Source organism: Streptomyces sp. NPDC034049 (assembly GCF_055575575.1).
This window is the reverse complement of sequence record NZ_JBVISJ010000005.1, coordinates 178,279-198,175: the sequence shown is the minus strand read 5'-3', so window position 1 is coordinate 198,175 and position 19,897 is coordinate 178,279. Positions and strand designations below refer to the sequence as shown.

Annotated in this window: 18 protein-coding genes; 11 read left to right on the top strand and 7 right to left on the bottom strand. The window is 72.5% G+C overall.

The genetic code is table 11. The annotated features are described in order from the left end of the window. Positions 1-185: 185 nt before the first annotated feature. The 3 genes from ACZ52C_RS17085 to ACZ52C_RS17075 all read left to right on the top strand — a co-directional run bounded on the left by ACZ52C_RS17085 (position 186) and on the right by ACZ52C_RS17075 (position 2,574). Positions 186-659 carry a MarR family winged helix-turn-helix transcriptional regulator gene (locus ACZ52C_RS17085; RefSeq protein ID WP_045556225.1) on the top strand — a complete coding sequence of 158 codons (474 nt, stop codon included), beginning with the start codon at positions 186-188 and terminating at the stop codon, positions 657-659. A 144-nt stretch (positions 660-803) separates the two neighbouring features. Further along, positions 804-1,286 carry an organic hydroperoxide resistance protein gene (locus ACZ52C_RS17080; RefSeq protein WP_192332047.1) on the top strand — a complete coding sequence of 161 codons (483 nt, stop codon included), beginning with the start codon at positions 804-806 and terminating at the stop codon, positions 1,284-1,286. A 112-nt stretch (positions 1,287-1,398) separates the two neighbouring features. Beyond that, on the top strand, positions 1,399-2,574 hold the full coding sequence (locus ACZ52C_RS17075; RefSeq protein WP_469075474.1) for a serine hydrolase domain-containing protein: 1,176 nt from the start codon (positions 1,399-1,401) through the stop codon (positions 2,572-2,574). 204 nt (positions 2,575-2,778) lie between these two features. Here ACZ52C_RS17075 and ACZ52C_RS17070 read toward each other — a convergent pair whose 3' ends face one another. From ACZ52C_RS17070 to ACZ52C_RS17055, 4 genes are all read right to left on the bottom strand, one after another. Beyond that, on the bottom strand, positions 2,779-3,789 hold the full coding sequence (locus tag ACZ52C_RS17070; RefSeq protein WP_469075473.1) for a helix-turn-helix domain-containing protein: 1,011 nt from the start codon (positions 3,787-3,789) through the stop codon (positions 2,779-2,781). A 124-nt stretch (positions 3,790-3,913) separates the two neighbouring features. Further along, on the bottom strand, positions 3,914-4,189 hold the full coding sequence (locus ACZ52C_RS17065) for a DUF1876 domain-containing protein (RefSeq protein WP_033532019.1): 276 nt from the start codon (positions 4,187-4,189) through the stop codon (positions 3,914-3,916). Positions 4,190-4,300: 111 nt separating this feature from the next. Then, positions 4,301-5,146: an EamA family transporter gene (locus tag ACZ52C_RS17060; RefSeq protein ID WP_469075472.1), complete on the bottom strand. Its 846-nt coding sequence runs from the start codon at positions 5,144-5,146 to the stop codon at positions 4,301-4,303. Beyond that, the gene (locus ACZ52C_RS17055; protein WP_469075471.1) at positions 5,143-5,298 is read right to left on the bottom strand and encodes a hypothetical protein; all 156 of its coding nucleotides are present in this window, start codon (positions 5,296-5,298) and stop codon (positions 5,143-5,145) included. Before ACZ52C_RS17055 ends, ACZ52C_RS17060 begins: the two co-directional genes overlap by 4 nt. A gap of 360 nt (positions 5,299-5,658) precedes the next feature. Here ACZ52C_RS17055 and ACZ52C_RS17050 point away from each other — a divergent pair, with 360 nt between their 5' ends. Continuing rightward, positions 5,659-6,318: an RBBP9/YdeN family alpha/beta hydrolase gene (locus tag ACZ52C_RS17050; RefSeq protein WP_469075470.1), complete on the top strand. Its 660-nt coding sequence runs from the start codon at positions 5,659-5,661 to the stop codon at positions 6,316-6,318. Positions 6,319-6,345: 27 nt separating this feature from the next. Here the strand turns inward: ACZ52C_RS17050 and ACZ52C_RS17045 are convergent, their stop codons facing one another. From ACZ52C_RS17045 to ACZ52C_RS17035, 3 genes are all read right to left on the bottom strand, one after another. Beyond that, complete coding sequence (locus ACZ52C_RS17045) at positions 6,346-8,094, bottom strand: penicillin-binding transpeptidase domain-containing protein (protein ID WP_469075469.1); 1,749 nt, start codon at positions 8,092-8,094, stop codon at positions 6,346-6,348. Between the two features lie 318 nt (positions 8,095-8,412). After that, entirely contained in the window at positions 8,413-10,047 is a 1,635-nt protein-coding gene (locus ACZ52C_RS17040) for a penicillin-binding transpeptidase domain-containing protein (protein WP_469075468.1), read from the bottom strand. 250 nt (positions 10,048-10,297) lie between these two features. Then, positions 10,298-12,037 carry a dolichyl-phosphate-mannose--protein mannosyltransferase gene (locus ACZ52C_RS17035; protein WP_469075467.1) on the bottom strand — a complete coding sequence of 580 codons (1,740 nt, stop codon included), beginning with the start codon at positions 12,035-12,037 and terminating at the stop codon, positions 10,298-10,300. A 117-nt stretch (positions 12,038-12,154) separates the two neighbouring features. Between ACZ52C_RS17035 and rsmI the strand changes: the two genes are divergently transcribed. The 7 genes from rsmI (at position 12,155) to ACZ52C_RS17000 (ending at position 19,795) form a co-directional block, all read left to right on the top strand. Then, the gene (rsmI, locus tag ACZ52C_RS17030; RefSeq protein WP_469075466.1) at positions 12,155-13,003 is read left to right on the top strand and encodes a 16S rRNA (cytidine(1402)-2'-O)-methyltransferase; all 849 of its coding nucleotides are present in this window, start codon (positions 12,155-12,157) and stop codon (positions 13,001-13,003) included. A gap of 336 nt (positions 13,004-13,339) precedes the next feature. Further along, positions 13,340-13,744 (top strand): hypothetical protein, encoded by a 405-nt coding sequence (locus tag ACZ52C_RS17025; protein ID WP_469075465.1) that lies wholly within the window; start codon positions 13,340-13,342, stop codon positions 13,742-13,744. Positions 13,745-13,802: 58 nt separating this feature from the next. After that, on the top strand, positions 13,803-14,678 hold the full coding sequence (locus ACZ52C_RS17020) for a TatD family hydrolase (protein WP_469075464.1): 876 nt from the start codon (positions 13,803-13,805) through the stop codon (positions 14,676-14,678). A 155-nt stretch (positions 14,679-14,833) separates the two neighbouring features. Then, positions 14,834-16,135: a ubiquitin-like domain-containing protein gene (locus tag ACZ52C_RS17015; protein WP_469075463.1), complete on the top strand. Its 1,302-nt coding sequence runs from the start codon at positions 14,834-14,836 to the stop codon at positions 16,133-16,135. Positions 16,136-16,414: 279 nt separating this feature from the next. Continuing rightward, positions 16,415-17,308, top strand: coding sequence for a 16S rRNA (adenine(1518)-N(6)/adenine(1519)-N(6))-dimethyltransferase RsmA (rsmA, locus tag ACZ52C_RS17010; protein WP_469075462.1), 894 nt, complete (start codon positions 16,415-16,417; stop codon positions 17,306-17,308). Positions 17,309-17,407: 99 nt separating this feature from the next. After that, complete coding sequence (locus ACZ52C_RS17005) at positions 17,408-18,322, top strand: 4-(cytidine 5'-diphospho)-2-C-methyl-D-erythritol kinase (RefSeq protein WP_469075461.1); 915 nt, start codon at positions 17,408-17,410, stop codon at positions 18,320-18,322. 96 nt (positions 18,323-18,418) lie between these two features. Next, positions 18,419-19,795 carry an acyltransferase family protein gene (locus ACZ52C_RS17000; protein WP_469075460.1) on the top strand — a complete coding sequence of 459 codons (1,377 nt, stop codon included), beginning with the start codon at positions 18,419-18,421 and terminating at the stop codon, positions 19,793-19,795. Positions 19,796-19,897: the final 102 nt, after the last annotated feature.

Here is a 19,897-nt window from a genome sequence, read left to right as displayed (position 1 = left end):
CCACGGCGCCGCAGGTCCGGAAAGCGACGGGGCTGCGGGTCCGGAAGGGGACGGGCTGCGGGCCTGGAAAGCGACGGGGCCGCGGGCCATGAAAAGCACGGGGCGCAGCCCCTGGTTTTCAGGGGCGCGGGGAACTGCGCGAGCGACCCCCACCGGACCCGCGGACGAAAACGGCGTCCGCGACAATGGACCCCGTGACAGACCAAGCGGATGCGCCCCGGCATGGTTCGCTGCTCCTCGACGAGCAGTTGTGTTTCGCGCTCTACGCGGCCCAGCGCGCGGTCACCGCCGCGTACCGCCCGCTGCTCGACGAACTCGGCCTGACCTACCCGCAGTACCTGGTCATGCTCTCCCTCTGGGAGCACGGGGAGACCGGCGTCAAGGAACTGGCGGACACCCTGCGGCTCGACTACGGCACGGTCTCGCCGTTGCTGAAGCGGCTGGAGTCGGCCGGGCTGCTGCGCCGGGAGCGGTCCCCGCGCGACGAGCGCTCGGTGCGGATCACCCTCACCGGCCGCGGCGAACAGCTCCGCGACCGCGCGGCGGCCGTCCCCGCCACCCTCGCCGCCGCCACCGGGCTGCAGGGCCCGGACGTCGCCCGGCTGCGCGAGGAGCTGTGGCAGCTGACGGCGCGGGCGACCAAGGCGGCGGGCCGTTGAGCACGGCCGAAGGTGACCTTGTGTTACCCATGGTTACTACCCCCCGGTAACCGCTGTCCCCTACCGCCCGGTACCTTGTGCACGATGTATTCGTGCGCGCCTGTCCGGGGAGGCCACGCGCTCGTCCTGGGGGAGGCCAAGGGAATGACTGACGACACCGCGGTGGAGACCCGTTCCGATACGCGTCCCGACACCCGACCCGACACACGTCCGACGAAGATCATGTACGTCGCCGAGGCCACCGCGCACGGTGGCCGCGACGGCTACATCAGCAGTCAGGACGGGCAGATCGACCTCAAGGTCGCGATGCCCCCGGCGATGGGCGGCGACGGCGACGGCACCAACCCCGAGCAGCTGTTCGCCGCCGGGTACAGCTCCTGCTTCCACAACGCGCTGGTCCTCGTCGGCCGCCGCGCGGGCTACGACCTCACCGGCTCCACCGTCGCCGCGAAGGTCGGCATCGGCCCCAACCAGCAGCGCGGTTACGGCCTCGCCGTCGCCCTCAGCGTCTCCCTCCCGATCATCGACCAGGACATCGCGGCCAAGCTCGTCGACGCCGCCCACCAGGTCTGCCCGTACTCGAACGCGACCCGCGACAACATCGACGTCACGATCGTGCTGGGCTGAGGCGACCGACCCGGCAGGCCCGGCCCCCGGCCGGAGGAATCCGGGCCCGTGCGTGTACGTTGCACCCGTCGTCGTGGCGAGTACGGCGGGTGAACGGACAGGGAGCGCCGACGTGGACGTGAACGGTACGGTCGACGAGGGCTTCGAGCCGGTCAGGGCCGCGTTCGTACGCAACTTCGAGGCACTCGGCGAGCGGGGCGCGGCGGTCGTCGTGTACCGGCACGGGCGCAGGGCCGTCGACCTCTGGGCCGGCACCCGGGACGTCGACGGCACCGAGCCCTGGCAGCGGGACACCGCCCAGATCATGCGCTCGGCGACCAAGGGCGTCGCCGCCGCCGTGGCGCTGCTGCTGGCCGAGCGCGGGGAACTGGACCTCGACGCGCCGGTGGGCCGGTACTGGCCGGAGTTCAAGGCGCACGGCAAGGACCGCGTGCTGGTCCGGCACGTGCTCAGCCACCGCGCCGGGCTCCCGGTCCTGGACCACCCCCTCACTCCCGCCGAGGCCCTGGACCCGCGCCGGGGCGCCGAGGCCGTCGCCGCGCAGACCCCGGCCTGGGAGCCCGGCACCGCCCACGGCTACCACCCCCTCACGTACGGCTGGATCCTCGACGAACTGGTCCGGCGGGTGACCGGCCGCGGCACCGGCGCGTGGATCGCGTCCGACATCGCCGCCCCGCTGGGCCTGGCCGACGACCTGTGGCTGGGCCTGCCGGACGCGGTGGCGGCGACGGGCCGGGTGGGCCGCGCCGGACGCCTGGCAGCGCCGCCCGAGCCCAGCGGCGGCCTCCGGGTCCGCGCCAAGCGGTCGGTCACCGAGGCCTACGACGACCCCGACTCCCTCACCCGCCGCGCCTTCGCCGCGATCACCCCGTTCCCCGACCAGAACGACCCGGCGTACCGGGCGTCCGCGCTCCCGGCGACCAACGGCATCGCGACGGCGGACGGCCTGGCCCGTTTCTACGCGGCACTCGCCGGCGAGGTCGACGGCGTACGGCTGTTCGCCCCGGCGACCCTGGCGGCGGCCCGCGCCGAGGAGTCCTCCGGGCCCGACCGCGTCCTGGTCGTCAACACCCGCTTCGGACTCGGTTACATGCTCCACGGCACCGCCTCGCCGCTGCTGGCCCCGACATCCTTCGGCCACCCCGGCCGAGGTGGCCCGCTCGGCTTCGCCGACCCCGAGTCCGGCATCGCCTTCGGCTACGTCACGAACGGCTACCGCAAGACGGTGACGGCGGACCCGAGGGCACAGGCGCTGGTGGCGGCGGTGAGAGCGGCGCTGAAAGCCTGAGGGGCCAGTGGGCGCGCTTCGGCGCCACGGAGAGCGGCCGTCACGGCGAGCGGCCGGATCGGCCCAGGGCTCCCCCGTGGTGTCCTGGCCCGATCCCGGTGATCCGGACGGCCGCCCTCCGCGGCGGCGCTCACCAGGATGCGCCGAATTCCCTCGCATGTCGTTGGCGGACGGTCCACTGTCACTTGGCAACGAGTCCACTGTTCAGCGCCCCTCGGCGGCCACCCGGCTCCGCAGCTCGCTCGGCGGCACCCCGTACGCCGTCCGGAAGGCCCGGCTGAACTCGGCCGCGCGCGGGAAGCCCCAGCGCGCCCCGATCGCGTGGATCGGAGTGGCCCGCAGCGCGGGGTCGGGGGCGGTGAGGTCGCGGTACGCGTTGCGCAGCCGCTGGTCGCGGACGTACGCCGCGACGGTCAGGCCCTCCTCCTGGAAGAGCCGGTGCAGATAGCTGCGTGAGATGTGATGGGCGGCGGCGATGGCCGCGGGGGTGAGGTCGGGGTCGCCCAGATGCCGCCGTACGAACACCTTGACGTTCAGCAGCAGCGTCCGCCGGTGGGCCTCCGGCGTCAGCCGCGGCTCGGTGTCGGCGACATGGCCGAAGAGCGCGGTGACCAGATCGGCGACGACCGTGCCCAGCCGGGGCGCGTCGGCCGGCCCGTACGGGGTCGTGTCCTCGGCCAGCCGCATCAGGAACTGCGCGAGCAGCGCGCCGACGCCCTCCCGGCCCGACAGACGGCTCCCGATCACCCGGTCCGCCTTGCGCGCGGGCAGGGCGACGAGGGAGCGGGGTATCTCGACACCGACGGTGGTGACCGGTTCGGTGCCGGTGAGGATGTCGTACGCCATCGAGGTGCAGTTGACGTGGAAGTCCTGTGCCTCGTACGCCGTCTGCTGTCTGCCCCAGCTGGCGGCGCCCTCGCCCTGGAGGAGGAGGGAGAGATGGAAGGTCTCCGGGTCGGACTGCCGGACCATCCGAGGTGTGCGGCGGAAGACGATCGGGTCGAAGGTGGCGGGCCAGATCGTCACGTCGCCGAGGGCGATCAGGCGTTGGTGCGCGTGGTAGTCGGCGCCGGGGTGGTGGCCGCGGTCGGCCGTCGACAGCGGGATGGGGACCAGATCCATGGGCGCGTGTGTCTGCCGCAGCAGCTCCGCCCAGGCCTCGAACCGGGCGTCCACCGGGAGGTCCACGGACCGGAAGACCGACTCGTGCAACACGGGGCCAGTCAACCACAGGGCGGAATCGGGCCTGTCGGGCACCCGGGACCCCGGCCGCGCGGGGCCGGCCGGGGTGGGGCGCGCCTCGTCGCCGGGCGCCTGTGGGCCGCCTGCTCAGAGGGGTTCAGAGAGCTATCGGGTGGGACGTTCTGCCCGATGCCTCGTCTATCTCGTCGTGGGCCTTGGTGAGGAGCTTCATGGCCAGCTCGTTCAGGGCCCTGGCCCCGGCTATCTCCTCGCCGACCCGTGGCTGGTTGGCGTCGGTCTGGTGGCGGCTGGCGTAGCCGTTGGCCCGTACCTCCTTCCCGTCGGGGAGCCGTACGAGGGCCGCCGCCCGTGTGCGCTGATCGTCCTCCTGGAACTCCAGCTCGATGTGCCATCCGACAGCGGTTTTCATCATGACGATCACCTCCGGAACCGCTCTTTCCAGAGTGCTCCTCCCCGACGGGGGACGCACGGCCTGCGCGGCGTCCGGCCCGGCTCCCGGTGCGCACCCCGGTCCGCGGCCGGTCTACCCGGCCCGCAGCATCAGCCCGATCCCCACCACCAGCAGCCCCGCCGCCACCAGCCGCGGCGCCCCGAACCGCTCCTTGAAGAACACCGCCCCGATCGCCGCCCCCACGATGATCGACGACTCCCGCAGGGCCGCGATGGGCGCCAACTCGGCCTTGGTCTGGGCCCACAGGACCAGCCCGTACGCCACCACGGACAGCGCGGCGCCGAGGAGGCCCACGCCGGCGTACGGCCGGAGCAGCGCGACCGTCTCCCCGCGCCACCGCCAGAGCGCGTACGCGGGGATCGCGAGCCCCTCCAGCGCCATCAGCCAGGCGATGTAGCTCATGGCGGACCCGGAGGCCCGGACCCCGAGGCCGTCGACGACCGTGTACGCGGCGATCGACAGGCCCGTGGCCAGCGCCGCCCCGATCGCCGCCCAGTGCGGCCGGCTGCCGCGCAGGCCCCACAGCGCGACCCCGGTCAGCCCGGCACAGCTCAGTAGGACGCCGGCCGCCGCCCAGCCGTCCGGCACCTCGTGCGCGAAGGCGGCGGCGAGGACGGTGACGACGAGGGGCGCGGAGCCGCGCGCGATCGGGTACGCCTGGCCGAAGTCGCCCAGCCGGAAGGACGTCATCAGCAGCACGTAGTACACGAGGTGGATGACCGTCGACGCGATCAGGTACGGCCACGCGCCGGCCGCCGGGAGCGGTACGAACGGCACCATCGCGAACCCGATCAGCGCGCCGCCGCCGGCTATCAGCGTGAACCCGACGAGCTTGTCGGTGATCTTGTGGGCGATGGCGTTCCAGCTGGCGTGGGTGACGGCGGCGAGCAGCACCGCCGCGGTGACGAGCGGCGTCACGCGTCGCCCTCGCCTTCGCCGGCGCCCATGCCCTCGCGGACGTCGACCAGGGTGGCGCCCGCGTGCGTGATCAGCGTGCGGGTGGCTTCGGGCAAACGGCGGATACGGGGGTGGGCGGCGGGGCCGTCGGTGTCCTGCGGGTCGGTGGTCATGTCCGGCACGGTAGTGGTGGGTGTAGTGGCCATGCGAGTGGGTTGTCGGGTGGTGGGCGGTGGGCCGGGGGTGGTTGGGGGTGCGTTGGCGGGTGCGGGTCGGTGGGGCTTCTCGCGCAGTTCCCCGCGCCCCTGAAAGACCAGGCCCTGCGGGCCTGGAAGACCACGGCGCCGCAGGTCTGGAAAGCGACGGGGCCGCGGGGTGAAGAGCACGGGGCGCAGCCCCTGCTTTTCCGGGACGCGGGGAACTGCGCGAGAAGCCCCACCGGACCCGCACCTGACAACGCACCCGCCTCGCCCTCCCATCCAGCCACAGAGACGGCACTGGACCGACCGATCCGTTTCGCTGACGATCGAGGGATGACAGATACCCCGCCCGCCGACGACACCCGCGCCTTCCTCATCCTGCACGGCTGGCAGAACCACCGCCCGCCCACCCACTGGCAGCACTGGCTGGCCGACCGCCTCACCGACCTGGGCCACGAGGTCGCCTACCCCCAGCTCCCGGAGGCGGACGACCCGGACCTGGAGCGATGGCTGGCGGAACTGGACGCGCTGCTCGGTGAGTTGGCGGGCCGGCGGATCACCGTGGTCTGCCACAGCCTGGCCTGTCTGCTGTGGCTGCACGCGGTCGCCCGGGACGGCATCCTGTCCGGCCCCGTCGACCGCGTCCTCCTCGTGGCCCCACCGTCCCCCGAGTTCGCCCTGAAGCAGCCGGAGATCGCCGAGTTCGCCCCGCCGCCGCTGACGCCCAAGCGGCTGGCCGAGACGGCGGCGTACACCCGGGTCGTCGGCAGCGACAACGACCCGTACTGCCTGCCGGGCGCGGCCACGGCGTACGCGCGGCCCCTCGGCCTGCCCGTCGACGTGCTGCCCGGCGAGGCCCACCTCAACCCGGACTCGGGCTACGGCCCCTGGCCGTCGATGCTCGACTGGTGTCTGCGCCCGGCGTCCGAGGCGTACGAGGAGATGCCGATCCAGGAACGCTCGGTGCAGCGGACGGACGCGACCGACGACTGACCGCCGGCCACCGGCCAGCGGCCGCTGTCAGCCGCCGCTGCCCGCCTTGAGCAGCGCGGCCACGATCGGTCCCGCCGACTCGCTGCCGTGGCCGCCCTGTTGGACGACTCCGGCGGAGGCCAGGTCGCCCTTCCAAGCCGTGAACCAGCCGTTGGGCTCCTTCTGGCCGTCGACCTCGGCGGAGCCGGTCTTGGCGCCGTAGTCCGGGCCGAGACCCGACATCGCCTCGGCCGCCGTACCGGCCGCGGCGGTGTACTGGAGGAGTTCGCGGAGCTGGGAGCGGACCGTCGCGGACATGGGGCGGGAGGCGGTGGCCAGGGTGCGGTCGTCGACGGACGGCGGGACCAGGTAGGGCTGCTTGAAGACCCCCGTCTTGGCCGTCGCGACCACCGACGCCATGTTCAGCGGGTTCATCCGCACCCCGCCCTGGCCGATCAGCGAGGCCGCCATCGGGGCGTTGCTCTGCACCGGCACCGCGCCGTCGAAGCTGGAGACGCCGATGGCCCAGTTGTTCAGGCCGAGCCCGAAGACCTGCTGGGCCTCCTTGGTCAGGGAGTCGTCGTCCAGCTTCTTCGCCTGGGAGATGAAGGCGGTGTTGCAGGAGCGGGCGAAACTCGCCTTGAACGTCCCGCCCTTGATCTCGAACTTGTCGTCGTTCTGGAACTTCCAGCCGCCGTACGACGAGTACTTGGGGCAGGGGTGGCCCTTGTCCGCCGAGGCCAGGCCCTTGTCGATGAGCAGGGCCGACGACACGATCTTCATCGTGGAGCCGGGGGCCAGCGAGCCCTGGAACGCCACGTTGAAGCTGCTGGAGTTGGCCGCGGCCAGGATCTCGCCGGTCGAGGGCCGCATCACGACCACCGACGCCCGCTTCGTGGCCGCCACCTTCTCCTCGGCGGCGGCCTGCAACGACGGGCTGAGCGTCGTCCTCACCTCGCCCGGGGTGCCCTTGCTCAGCTCCAGCAGTGTCTTGTCGGCGGCCTTCTTGGTGGACTTGGTGGAGTCGACGGACTTCGTGGAGTCCTTGGGCTCGGCGGAGGACCTGTCGTCCGACCCGTCCGCGGCCGGGTCGGCGCGGACGATCCGCAGCTCGACGCCCGCCTTGCCGCCCGCCTTCTTGCCGTACTTCTCCCGCAGACCGTCCAGCACCGAGCCCAGCGAAGGGTACTTCTCCGTCGTCAGCTCGCCCCCGTCCCGGTCGAGGGCCTTCACCGGGGGCGTGCCCGCCTCGCCGGTCACCAGCCGGTCGCCTGCGGCGAGTTCGGGGTGGACGACGGACGGCTGCCAGTCGACGACGGGTTCGCCGTCCTTCTCCGCCCGGACGACGGTGAGGGCGGACTTGTAGGTCAGCGGCTTCTCGGTGCCCTTGAAGGAGACCGTGCCCTTCACCGTGAACGGCACCTCGTCGCCGGAGCGCTTGCCGCGGGTGAGGGTGACGTCCGTGATGTGGGCGTCCTTGGTGAAGCCGGTCAACGCCGCCGTGGCGGCCGTCGAGTCGTCCGTGGCGGCGGCGGCCTTGGCGACCGTGCCCTTCTGCCAGGCCGTGAGGAACGTGGTCGCGGCCGTGCGGACCTCGGCGGCGGACAGGGGGCCGGTCTTCACGGCCTTGGCGTCGGCCGAGCCGTCCTCGGCGGCCGCGCCGGCGCCGAACACCGTGTACACGGCCATCGCGCCCCCGCCGAGAGCCGCGACCGCGACCCCGCCCAGCACGAGATGCCGCCGTGACCTCCCCGACTTCGCGGCCTTCCGCTCGTCGACACGCCTTCTCTTACCCACGCTCCCGACCTTCCGCTGCCCCCGGCTGCCTCTCGTTCCTCAACGAGAGGCACCACACTAGAGTCCCGCGGGTCACTCCGTGGGGTTCGGCCGAAGAGGGTGCGTTGTCGGGTGCGGGTCGGCGGGGCTTCTCGCGCAGTTCCCCGCGCCCCTGAAAGACCAGGCCCTGCGAGCCCGAAAGACCACGGCCCTGCGGGCCTGAAAAGCACGGGGCGCAGCCCGTGCTTTTCAGGGGCGCGGGGAACTGCGCGAGCAACCACGAACTGCCCGCACCCCGCAACGCACCGCCCCCTCGACGGCGCGACCCGGCCCCACGACTCACCCCCCGGCCTTCAGCACCTCCACCACGATCGGCCCGGCCGCCTCGCCGCCGCGGCCACCGCCCTCCGACATCGCCGCCGCGGCCACATCCCCCCGGAACCCGGTGAACCAACTGTCCGCCACGGCCTGCCCGTCGATCTCCGCGGACCCGGTCTTCGCCCCGATCTCCCCGCTCAGGCCGGCCATGACGCTCGCGGCGGTCCCCTGCGTCGCGGTCAGCCTCATCATCTGCTTCAACTGCGACGCGGTACCGGCCCGCAACCCCTCCGCCGTGGCCAGCTTCCGGTCGTCCAGCTCCGGCGACACCAGATACGGCTGCCGGAACCGCCCCGTGATCGCCGTCGACGTCACCGACGCCATGTTCAGCGGGTTCATCAGCACATCGCCCTGCCCGATGGCGTTGGCGGCCCGGTTCGGCCCGCCGGACGGCGGCACCTTGCCGTCCATGGAGACGATGCCCGTCTTCCAGTCGTCCCGGCCGATCCCGAACCTGTCCTGCGCCTCCTCGGTCAACGACGCGTCGGTCAGCGGCTTCTCGTCGATGAGCTTGATGAACGCCGTGTTGCAGGACCGCTCGAAGGCGCCTGCGAGCGTGGCGTTCGACGTCTCGTCGGGCTTCATGCCCGGCAGGTTCTTGAAGGTCTGGCTCTGCCAGGTGGCCGTGTCGGGGCAGGGGGCCGGGCCGTTCATGGAGGTCACGCCGTTGTCGATGAGCATCGCGGCGGTGATGATCTTCATCGTGGAGCCGGGCGGCAGTTCGCCCTGGAAGGCCGCGTTGAAGTCGTCTTTGCGGTTGTTGGCGACGGCGAGCACCTGCCCGGTGCTGGGCTGCAGCGCGACCACGGAGGACTCCCCGAACTTCTTGACCGCCTTCTCGGCCGCCGCCTGCACCCCCGCGCTGATCGTGGTCTCCAGCTTGCCCGCCTTGCCCTCGGCGAGGGTCAGCAGCGTGGTGTCGCCCGCGTTCGTGGTGGTGTGGCGGATGCCCAGCTCGATGCCGGGGGTGCCGCCCGCGTCGGCGCCGTAGCGCTCGCGCAGGGTGTCGAGGACCGGTCCGAGGGAGGGGTACTTCTCCTTGGTCAGCACCTTGCCGTCCCGGTCCACGGCCTCGATGGGCGGCGCCGCCGCCTCGCCGACGAACAGGCGGTCGCCGGCCTTCAGCTCGGGATGCACGACGGTCGGCCGCCAGTCGACCAGGGCCCGCCCGGTCGTCTTCCCCCGCACGACGGTCAGCCGGCTCTTGTAGAGGAGCTTCCTGCTCTTGCCGTCGTACGACACCGTGGCGGTGACGGAGTACGGGACGGTCCTGTCCCCGGAGCCGGTGGGCTCGCCCGGCTCGATCTTCACGTCCGCGATCCGCGCGGCGTCGACGAAACTGCCGAACACGGCCTGCGCGTCCGCCGCGTCGTTCGTGTACGAGGACGCCGTGGCCGCGTCGCCCTTCTCCCAGGCGGCGAAGAACTTCTCGGTGGTCTCCCGCACCTCGTCCCCGCTCGGCGGCCCGGTGCGCTTCTCGACGCCCCCGCCGTCCCCGTTGAGCGCGCTGACGATGTTGTACCCGCCGTACCCGGCTCCTCCCACCATCGCGGCGAACACCCCGCCGACTATGGCGACCTTGACCCCCTTGCGCATGACGCGTTCCCTTCCCCGTCACCCCGTAGTGGCTACCCGTCCGGCCCCGAACACGTCTTTGAACACGTTCAGAAACCGCTTGCCGAGGCTCACTGTAAACACGAGGCAGTAACGCGTGGGAAAAATGCGCCCTGCGCGTGCCCTGATTGTTAGCCCAGCCCCCTCACAGAACCCCATTCAGGCCACCACGACCCCGTATCCGGCCAACCGAAAGCCGACCGTCGACCGCACCGCCCGAGGCTCCGGGCCGCTAGACCCAGGTGTCCATCCACATCCGCGACCGCCAGTTGTCGATCGGGATGGGCTGGCCGGTGTAGAGGGGCCAGAAGTAGATGAAGTTCCAGATGATCAGGAGGACCAGGACGCCGGCGGCTGCCGCGCCGGCCACCCGGCGGCGTTCCGGGGCGCCCGGGGGGCCGAGGACGGCGCCGATCAGCATGGTGACGGCGAGGCAGAGGAAGGGGAGGAAGACGACGGCGTAGAAGAAGAAGATCGTGCGTTCCTGGTAGAGGAACCAGGGGAGGTAGCCGGCGGCGATGCCGCAGGCGATCGCGCCGGCGCGCCAGTCGCGGCGGAAGAACCAGCGCCACAGGACGTAGAGGACAGCGAAGACGGCGGCCCACCACAGCAGGGGCGTGCCGATGGCCAGGACCTCGCGGGCGCACTTGTCGGCGGTGTCCGCCGCGCAGCCGTCCTTGCCGGGGGACGGGGACTCGTAGAAGTACGAGACCGGGCGGCCGAGGACGATCCAGCTCCACGGGTTCGACTGGTACGTGTGCGGGGACGACAGGCCGACGTGGAACTCGTAGACCGCGTGCTCGTAGTGCCACAGGCTGCGCAGCCAGTCCGGCAGCCAGCTGAACCAGCCGCCCTTGCCCTCGGTCGCGGCCCAGTCGCGGTAGTAGCCGCCGCTGCCGTCGTCCGGGGAGAGGATCCAGCCCGTCCAGGAGACCAGATACGTGACGATCATGACCGGGACCGTGGAGAGGAACGCCAGGCCCAGGTCGCGTTGCACCGTCGCGATCAGCGGCTGACGGGCGCCGGCGACCTTGCGGGCCGCGTAGTCCCAGAGCACCGTCATGATCCCGAAGAACACCATGAAGTACAGGGCGTTCCACTTGGTGCCGAGCGCCAGGCCCAGACAGAGGCCGGCCAGCCAGCGGTACGGGCGCCAGCCCAGACGGGTGGTCTCGGCGACGAGGGAGTTGGGGCGTACGACCCCGTCGCCGTCCGGGGGGAGGGCCGCGGCCAGGCGTTCCCGTGCCTTGTCGCGGTCGATGACCAGGCAGCCGAACGCCGCCAGGACGAAGAACATCAGCACCTGGTCCAGCAGCGCCGTGCGGCTCATCACGAAGTGCAGGCCGTCGACCGCCATCAGGGCGCCTGCGAGGCAGCCGAGGAACGTCGAGCGGAAGATCCGGCGGCCGATACGGCACAGCATGAGGACCGAGAGCGTGCCGAGCAGGGCGGTCATGAAGCGCCAGCCGAACGGGTCGAAGCCGAACATCAGCTCGCCCAGGCCGATCACGTACTTCCCGACCGGCGGGTGCACGACGTACGCCGCGTCCGTCGGGATCGGGACGTTCCCGTTGTTCTGGAGGATCAGCTCGTTGGCGTTCTTGGCCCAGTTGACCTCGTAGCCGCGGTGGACGATCGCCCACGCGTCCTTGGCGTAGTACGTCTCGTCGAATATCACCGCCTTGGGACTGCCCAGGTTGTGGAACCGCAGCAGTCCGGCGACCAGCGTGACCAGCAGGGGACCGCCCCACGCCGACCAGCGCACGAGGCGGTCCGCGACCTCCTCGCGCAGGCCGAGGACCGCCCAGAAGCGCGGGCTGGGGCGGGTGTACGGCGGCACCAGCCGGCCGCGGACGTCGCTTCTCGGCGGTGCCGTGTAGCCGAATCGGCGCAGGCGGTGCTGCCACGACGGCCTCGGGTCTTCGGTGGCCTGGTCCTGCCGGGTGTCCGTGGAGGACGCGGTACTGGTCACCGCGCCATCGTAGGGAACACGGCTGTGGGAGTCCCGTGGGATGAGGATGTGCCGGGTCCGCACCGTCCCCGGCCCTCGGCTTCACCCCGGTCAGAGCCTGGCTGGGAGGATGGGGGTGTGACTGGAATCCTTGTGTTGGCAGGTACCCCCATCGGTGAGATCGCGGACGCGCCGCCCCGGCTCGCCGAAGAACTGGCCGGGGCGGACGTCGTCGCCGCCGAGGACACCCGGCGGCTGCGGCGGCTCACCCAGGCGCTCGGGGTGCAGCCGGGCGGACGGATCGTCTCCTACTTCGAGGGCAACGAGGCCGCGCGCACGCCGGAACTCGTCGAGGCGCTGGTGGGCGGTGCCCGGGTGCTGCTGGTCACCGACGCCGGGATGCCGTCGGTCTCCGACCCCGGGTACCGGCTGGTCGCGGCCGCCGTGGAGAAGGACATCCGGGTCACCGCCGTACCCGGGCCCTCGGCCGTCCTCACCGCCCTCGCGCTGTCCGGGCTGCCCGTCGACCGGTTCTGCTTCGAGGGGTTCCCGCCGCGCAAGGCCGGCGAACGGCTCGCCCGGCTCCGCGAGGTCGCCGAGGAGCGGCGCACCCTCGTGTACTTCGAGGCGCCCCACCGCCTGGACGCCACACTCGCGGCGATGGCCGAGGCCTTCGGCGCCGGGCGGCGGGCCGCCGTGTGCCGCGAACTGACCAAGACGTACGAGGAGATCAAGCGGGGGCCGCTCGGGGAGCTGGCCGAGTGGGCGGCGGCCGGGGTGCGCGGGGAGATCACCGTGGTGGTCGAGGGGGCGCCGGAGAAGGGGCCGGAGGAACTGGACGCCGACGAGCTGGTGCGGCGGGTGCGGGTGCGGGAGGAGGCGGGGGAGCTGCGCAAGGAGGCGATCGCGGCGGTCGCGGTGGAGGCGGGGGTGCCGAAGCGGGAGGTGTTCGACGCGGTGGTGGCGGCGAAGAGGGCCGCGAGGTAGGGGCGCCTTGTCGCTCGGGGGCGCGGGTTCGTCGGCGGCTGCGGGTGCGTGGGGGTTCTCGCACAGTTCCCCGCGCCCCTGAAGAGCCGGGGCTGCGCCCCTTGCTTTCCCTGCGCGAGAAGCCCCACCCCCGTCGTCCGCGAAAGCGCACGGCCCATGCCCAGGTAAAGCCGCGCAAAGTGCGGCTTTCGTAGCGGGGGGCTTCCCACAAGGGGAGGCCAAATGCCCTTCAACAGTCGGCAGATGGCGTGCACTCCAGGACCGTCAGGGCATCCACTGGGTGGTGAGGACGGACACGCCACGTCCTCACCGTCCAGCGGACAAGAGGAGCTGGCAATGACCGAGATCGCAGAGCGCGCAGTGCTGCGCGACACCGCCACCGCCGTCGTTCACGAGTCCTACGCGTTCGCCTGCATGCGTTGCGGGCACGGCTGGGAGCAGTCGTACGAGATAGAGCACCACAACGACGCCCAGGGGCGCGACTTCGTGATGTACGTGGCCGACGGCACGGTCGTGCCGTCCCCGCTGTCCCGGCCCACGTGCCAGAACTGCGACGGTCATGTCGTCCGGATCATGCGGGCGGGCCAGGTGTCGTCGGTGCGGGACGCCGAGCGTCGCCGGCATCTGCCGAAGCCCCGCCCGGTGGCGGACAGCGACACCCCGGAAGCGTCGGAGCCCGCGGAACACCACCACTGGCACCTGTCCGACCTGCTTCACCCGTTCCACCGCAAGGCGAGCTGACCTCCCCCCAGCGAGCCTGTGGGGCATGCCCCGATCGTGCGATTCGTAGGATCGGGGCATGCCCTCGAACGACAAGAACGCCGCGCCCCCGCTCCCCGAACCCCTCGGGGTGTCGGTCGCCGATTCGCACACCCATCTGGACATGCAGTCCGGCACCGTCGAGGAGGGCCTCGCGAAGGCCGCCTCCGTGGGGGTGACGACGGTCGTCCAGGTCGGCTGTGACATCAAGGGCTCCCGCTGGGCCGCCGAGACGGCCGAGCGGTACGAGGCCGTGCACGCCACCGTCGCGCTGCACCCGAACGAGGCGCCGCGCATCGTCCACGGCGACCCGGACGGCTGGTCCCGGCAGGGCGCGCGGACGCCCGGCGGGGACGCGGCGCTCGACGACGCCCTCGCCGAGATCGACCGGCTGGCCGCGTTGCCGCAGGTCAAGGGCGTCGGGGAGACGGGCCTCGACTACTTCAGGACCGGGCCGGAGGGCAAGGCCGCCCAGGAGCGGTCCTTCCGCGCGCACATCGAGATCGCCAAACGGCACGGCAAGGCGCTGGTCATCCACGACCGGGACGCCCACGACGACGTGCTGCGGATCCTGAAGGAGGAGGGCGCGCCCGAGCGGACCGTCTTCCACTGCTACTCCGGCGACGCCGAGATGGCCGCGGTCTGCGCCGCGCACGGCTACTTCATGTCCTTTGCCGGGAACATGACGTTCAAGAACGCCCAGCCGCTGCGCGACGCCCTCGCCGTCGCGCCCCTCGGACTCGTCCTCGTGGAGACCGACGCGCCCTTCCTCACGCCCGCGCCGTACCGCGGACGGCCCAACGCGCCGTATCTCGTTCCGGTCACGGTTCGCGCGATGGCCGAGGTGCGGGGCATCGACGAGGACGCGCTGGCGACGGCGATCGCGGCGAACACGGCGAGGGCGTTCGATTACTGACGGGTCACGTCGTGTGGGCCGTCCGGGGGACCCAAAAAGATGATCAGCGGCCCGTGTCGCGACACTGAGTGACCGCGTTGCTTTGGAGGGTGACCGGAGTCCGCTAGGTTCACGTCGCCCGACCCGGACCCGGATCCCCTCTGGAGCGTGTCGTCGTGAGCAATGCGCAGTCGCCGTACGAGGCCGAGACGCTGCCCTACGGGGTGTACGCGGACACCTACCGGCCCGCCTACGAGGACCGGCTCGCCGAGGAGGCCCCGGGTGAGCGGGAGGGGCCGGAAGGGGCGGACCCGGACGCCTCGGCTCGTGCGGGCGGGCGGAGCGGCTCCCGGCGGGCCGTGCGGCGCAGACGGGCCGCCGACCGGCCCGGCTCGCTGCGGCGGCTGGTGCCGCAGGCCCTGGTGGTGGCCTTCCTCGCGGGCGGCACCTCCGCGTTCGTGGCGAAGGACAAGGCGATCGAGCTGACCGTCGACGGGCGGCCCCGCACGCTGCACACCTTCGCCGACGACGTCACCGAACTGCTCGCCGACGAAGGGGTCGCCTTCGGCCCGCACGATGTCGTCGCGCCCGCCCCCGGTACGGCGCTGAGCAGCGGCGACGAGGTCGCGGTGCACTACGGGCGCCCCGTCGGCCTCACCCTGGACGGGCAGCCGCGCAAGGTCTGGACGACCGCCCACACGGTGGACGGGGCGCTTCAGCAGCTCGGGGTGCGTGCGGAGGGCGCGTACGTGTCGACCTCGCGCTCCCAGCGGATCGGGCGTGCGGGGCTGGAGCTGGACGTCCGCACCGAGCGCACCGTCACGATCATGGCGGACGGGCGGACACGGACGATCCGTACGAACGCGGCGACCGTGGGGGAGGCCGTGGAGCAGGCCGGGGTCACCCTGCGCGGGGAGGACACCACCTCGGTCGCGTGGTCGAGCTTCCCCCGGGACGGGCAGACGGTCACCGTGTTGCGGGTCACCGGGTCCGAGGAGGTCCGGGAGACGCCGATTCCGTTTCGGGTGCGCCGCAGCGAGGATCCGTCGCTCTTCCAGGGCACGGAGGTCGTGGAGCGGGCCGGCCGGCCGGGGGTGCGGCGCGTCACGTACGCGGTGCGGACGGTCAACGGGGTCCGGCAGCGGCCGCGGCTGGTGCGGACGGAGGTGGTGCGGGAGCCGCGGGAGCAGGTGGTGAAGGTGGGGACGAAGACGATGCCCACGTCCGTGGCGGGGGCGGAGGGGTTGAACTGGGGTGGGCTCGCCGCGTGCGAGTCGGGTGGGCGGCCCGATGCGGTGGATTCCTCCGGGACGTACGGGGGGCTGTACCAGTTCGACACGCGGACGTGGCGGAGTCTCGGGGGGAGTGGGCGGCCTCAGGACGCGTCGGCGGCGGAGCAGACGTTGCGGGCGAAGAAGCTGTATGTGCAGCGGGGGGCCAGTCCTTGGCCGCATTGCGGGGCTCGGTTGCGGGGATAGGGCGCGTTGTGGGGTGGGGGCGGGGGTGCGTCGGCGGGTGCGGCTCCGGTGGGGCTTCTCGCGCAGTTCCCCGCGCCCCTGAAAGACCAGGCCCCTGCGGGCCTGGAAGACCACGGCGTGCGGGCCTGAAAAGCACGGGGGCGCAGCCCCTGCTTTTCAGGGGCGCGGGGAACTGCGCGAGAAGCCCCACCCACCCGCAGTCGCCCACGAACCCCCCGCCCCCCACCCCACAAGGCGCCCAAGAACCGGGCGGAGCCCCCCGCCCCTTACCCTGGTGCGGTGAGCAGCCCCTCCCCCGACGCCCTCCTCGGCCCCGCCGACATCCGTGAACTCGCCGCCGCGCTCGGTGTGCGCCCCACCAAGCAGCGCGGCCAGAACTTCGTGATCGACGCGAACACCGTGCGCCGCATCGTGCGCACTGCGGATGTCCGCCCGGACGACACCGTCGTCGAGGTGGGCCCGGGTCTCGGCTCGCTCACCCTCGCCCTGCTGGAGGTGGCGGACCGGGTCACGGCCGTCGAGATCGACGACGTCCTCGCCGCCGCCCTGCCCGCGACGATCGCCGCCCGCATGCCCACCCGCGCCGCGCGTTTCGCGCTCGTCCACTCGGACGCGATGGACGTGACGGACCTCCCCGGCCCCGCCCCCACCGCCCTCGTCGCGAACCTCCCCTACAACGTCGCCGTCCCCGTCCTGCTGCACATGCTCGACACCTTCCCGGCCATCGAGCGCACCCTCGTGATGGTCCAGGCCGAGGTCGCCGACCGGCTGGCCGCCGGGCCCGGCTCGAAGGTGTACGGCGTGCCGTCGGTGAAGGCCAACTGGTACGCGGAGGTCAAGCGGGCCGGGGCGATCGGGCGGAACGTCTTCTGGCCGGCGCCGAACGTGGACAGCGGGCTCGTCTCCCTGGTCCGGCGGACGGAGCCGGTCAAGACCACCGCCGCCAAGCGGGACGTGTTCGCGGTCGTCGACGCGGCCTTCGCCCAGCGGCGCAAGACCCTGCGGGCCGCCCTCGCCGGCTGGGCCGGTTCCGCGGCCGCCGCCGAGGCCGCCCTCGTCGCCGCCGGGGTCTCCCCGCAGGCGCGCGGCGAGTCCCTGACGGTCGAGGAGTTCGCCGCCATCGCCGAGAACCGCGTCACCGAGGACACCGCCCCCGGCGAGACCGGCCGCTAGGCCGCCGCGACCCGAACCGCGAGCCGCGCCCCACCCCGAGCCCTGAGCCCCGATCCCACCCCAAGAACCCAAGCCCCACCACGAGGAGCCCCGTCAGTCGTGAGCGTCACCGTTCGCGTTCCCGCCAAGGTCAATGTGCAGCTCGCGGTCGGCGGTGCCCGGCCCGACGGGTTCCACGACCTGGCCAACGTCTTCCTCGCCGTCGGGCTGTACGACGAGGTCACCGCCACCCCCGCCGACGAACTGACCGTCACCTGCGAGGGCCCCGGCGCCGACCAGGTGCCCCTGGACCGCACCAACCTCGCCGCCCGCGCCGCGCTCGCGCTGGCGGAACGGCACGGGATCGAGCCGGCCGTCCAGCTGCACATCGTCAAGGACATCCCCGTCGCCGGGGGCATGGCCGGCGGCAGCGCGGACGCGGCCGGTGCGCTGCTGGCCTGCGACACGCTGTGGGGCACGAACGCCACCCGCGCCGAACTCCTTGACATCTGCGCCGAGTTGGGCAGCGACGTGCCGTTCAGTCTGGTGGGCGGGGCCGCTCTCGGCACGGGGCGGGGGGAGCGGCTGCGGCCCCTCGACGTGGGCGGGGCCTTCCACTGGGTGTTCGCCGTCGCCGACGGGGGTCTCTCCACGCCCGCCGTCTACCGCGAGTTCGACCGGCTCCACGAGCACGACGTCGTCCCCGAGCCCGTCGCCTCCCAGGTGCTGCTCGACGCGCTCGCCAAGGGGGACGTGGACGCGCTCGCCGCGTTCCTGCCGGACTCCAACGGCCTTCAGCCCGCCGCCCTCTCGCTGTTCCCGAAGCTGGCCGACACCCTCGCCGAGGGCCGCGCGGCGGGCGCGCTCGCCGCGCTCGTCTCCGGCTCGGGCCCGACCACGGCCTTCCTCGCCCGGGACGCGGAGTCGGCCCGTGCCGTCGCCGACGCTCTCCTCGCCTCCGGCACCTGCGAGGCCGCCCGGGTGGCCGCCTCGCCCGCGCCGGGGGCGACCGTGGTCCGCGGCGGACGACCGTAGGGACTCGGACGTGAGGCGCGTACGAAGGCGTACTCAGACGTGAGATGAGTACGGGAGCGCTGCCGCCCACCCGGGCGCCCGCGCGACCGTACTCCCATGACCGCCACCGCAAGCGTGGGCGCGAGGGAACTCGCCGCCGCCACCCCGGCCACCAGGGACCGGTACGTCGATCTGCTCCGCGTCGCCTCCCTCGGCACGGTCGTCCTCGGCCACTGGCTGATGGCGGCCGTGACCACCGGGGACGGCGGCGGAGTCGAGGTGGGCAACCTGCTCGCGGTCGAACCGCGGCTGCAGATCCTCACCTGGGCCCTGCAGATCATGCCGGTGTTCTTCTTCGTCGGCGGTTTCTCGCACGCCCTCTCCTACCGCTCGCTCAGCCGGAAGGCCCCGGACGGCGCCTCGGTCTATCCCGCGTTCCTCCGGGCGCGGCTGCAGCGGCTGTTGCGGCCCACCATGGTCTTCATAGGGGTGTGGGGCGCCGCCGCCGCGGTCCTCCAACTCGCCGGACAGGGGGGCGGGTTGCTCGGCGTGGCGCTGCGGCTGGTCGCGCAGCCGCTGTGGTTCATCGGGATCTACCTGGCGATGGTCGCCTTCACACCGCCGCTGCTCAGGCTGCACGAGAGGTACGGCTGGGGCGCGTTCGGCGGGCTGGTCGCGGCCGCCGCGCTCGTGGACGTGGCCCGCTTCGCGCTGGACGTGCCGTTCGTCGAGTTCCTCAACTTCGCCTTCGTGTGGCTCGCGATCCACCAACTCGGGTTCCTGCGGGCCGACGGGCGGCTGACGCGGCCGTATCTGCTCGCCGGCGCCGGGCTCGCGGGGGCCGCGCTGCTGGTGGCGTACGGGCCGTATCCGCTGTCGATGGTCGGGATGCCGGGCGAGAAGGTGTCGAACATGGCGCCGCCGACCTTCGCGTTGCTGTGCCACGGGCTGTGGCTGGTCGGCGCGGTGGAGTGGGTGCGCGGGCCGGTCGCGCGGTGGCTGGAGCGGCCGAAGGTGTGGCGGACGGTCGTGGCGGCCAACGGCATCTCGATGACCGCGTTCCTGTGGCATCTTTCGGCCATGCTCGGGGTCTACGGCGTGCTGCTCGCGCTCGACGTCGACCTGCCCGCGCCCGCGACGGGCGCCTGGTGGGTCCAACTGCCCCTGCGGATCGCGTTCGCGGCCGTCCTCACCGCGGTGCTCGTCGCCGTCTTCCGGAGCTTCGAACGGCCCGCGGCCCGGTCATCCCGACCGGTTCGGACGAGCCGTTCCAGCAGGTCGGAGGCGTATGCGGGGCCGGCCGCCGCCCTCGGGGTGACACTGTGTCTGTTCGGGGTGCTGGGGCTCTCCATGGTCGGATTCGGTGGGCTCCTCGAGGGACGCACAGCCTTGTTGATCGCCGTTCAGGTCAGCGCTCCGGTGGCGGTGGTCATGACACTCGCCGGATGGGCACTGGTGGAACTTATTGGTCGTGGCGCACGGTCAAGTGCCTGACCGGGGTGGTCCGGTGAAGGGAATGTGCAGGTCACGCATTGGTCTGGCAAACCCTTCAGTTTGTGCCCCATCCCACAGTGTTTTAATGTTCACGGAATTCCT

Bases quoted from the DNA above. Each gene is read 5' to 3' on its own strand.
- ACZ52C_RS17000 (WP_469075460.1), top strand. From the start codon at position 18,419: ATGACCGCCACCGCAAGCGTGGGCGCGAGGGAACTCGCCGCCGCCACC.
- ACZ52C_RS17020 (WP_469075464.1), top strand. From the start codon at position 13,803: ATGCCCTCGAACGACAAGAACGCCGCGCCCCCGCTCCCCGAACCCCTC.
- ACZ52C_RS17085 (WP_045556225.1), top strand. From the start codon at position 186: ATGGACCCCGTGACAGACCAAGCGGATGCGCCCCGGCATGGTTCGCTG.
- ACZ52C_RS17040 (WP_469075468.1), bottom strand. From the start codon at position 10,047: ATGCGCAAGGGGGTCAAGGTCGCCATAGTCGGCGGGGTGTTCGCCGCG.
- ACZ52C_RS17050 (WP_469075470.1), top strand. From the start codon at position 5,659: ATGACAGATACCCCGCCCGCCGACGACACCCGCGCCTTCCTCATCCTG.
- ACZ52C_RS17080 (WP_192332047.1), top strand. From the start codon at position 804: ATGACTGACGACACCGCGGTGGAGACCCGTTCCGATACGCGTCCCGAC.
- ACZ52C_RS17065 (WP_033532019.1), bottom strand. From the start codon at position 4,189: ATGATGAAAACCGCTGTCGGATGGCACATCGAGCTGGAGTTCCAGGAG.
- ACZ52C_RS17025 (WP_469075465.1), top strand. From the start codon at position 13,340: ATGACCGAGATCGCAGAGCGCGCAGTGCTGCGCGACACCGCCACCGCC.
- ACZ52C_RS17055 (WP_469075471.1), bottom strand. From the start codon at position 5,298: ATGACCACCGACCCGCAGGACACCGACGGCCCCGCCGCCCACCCCCGT.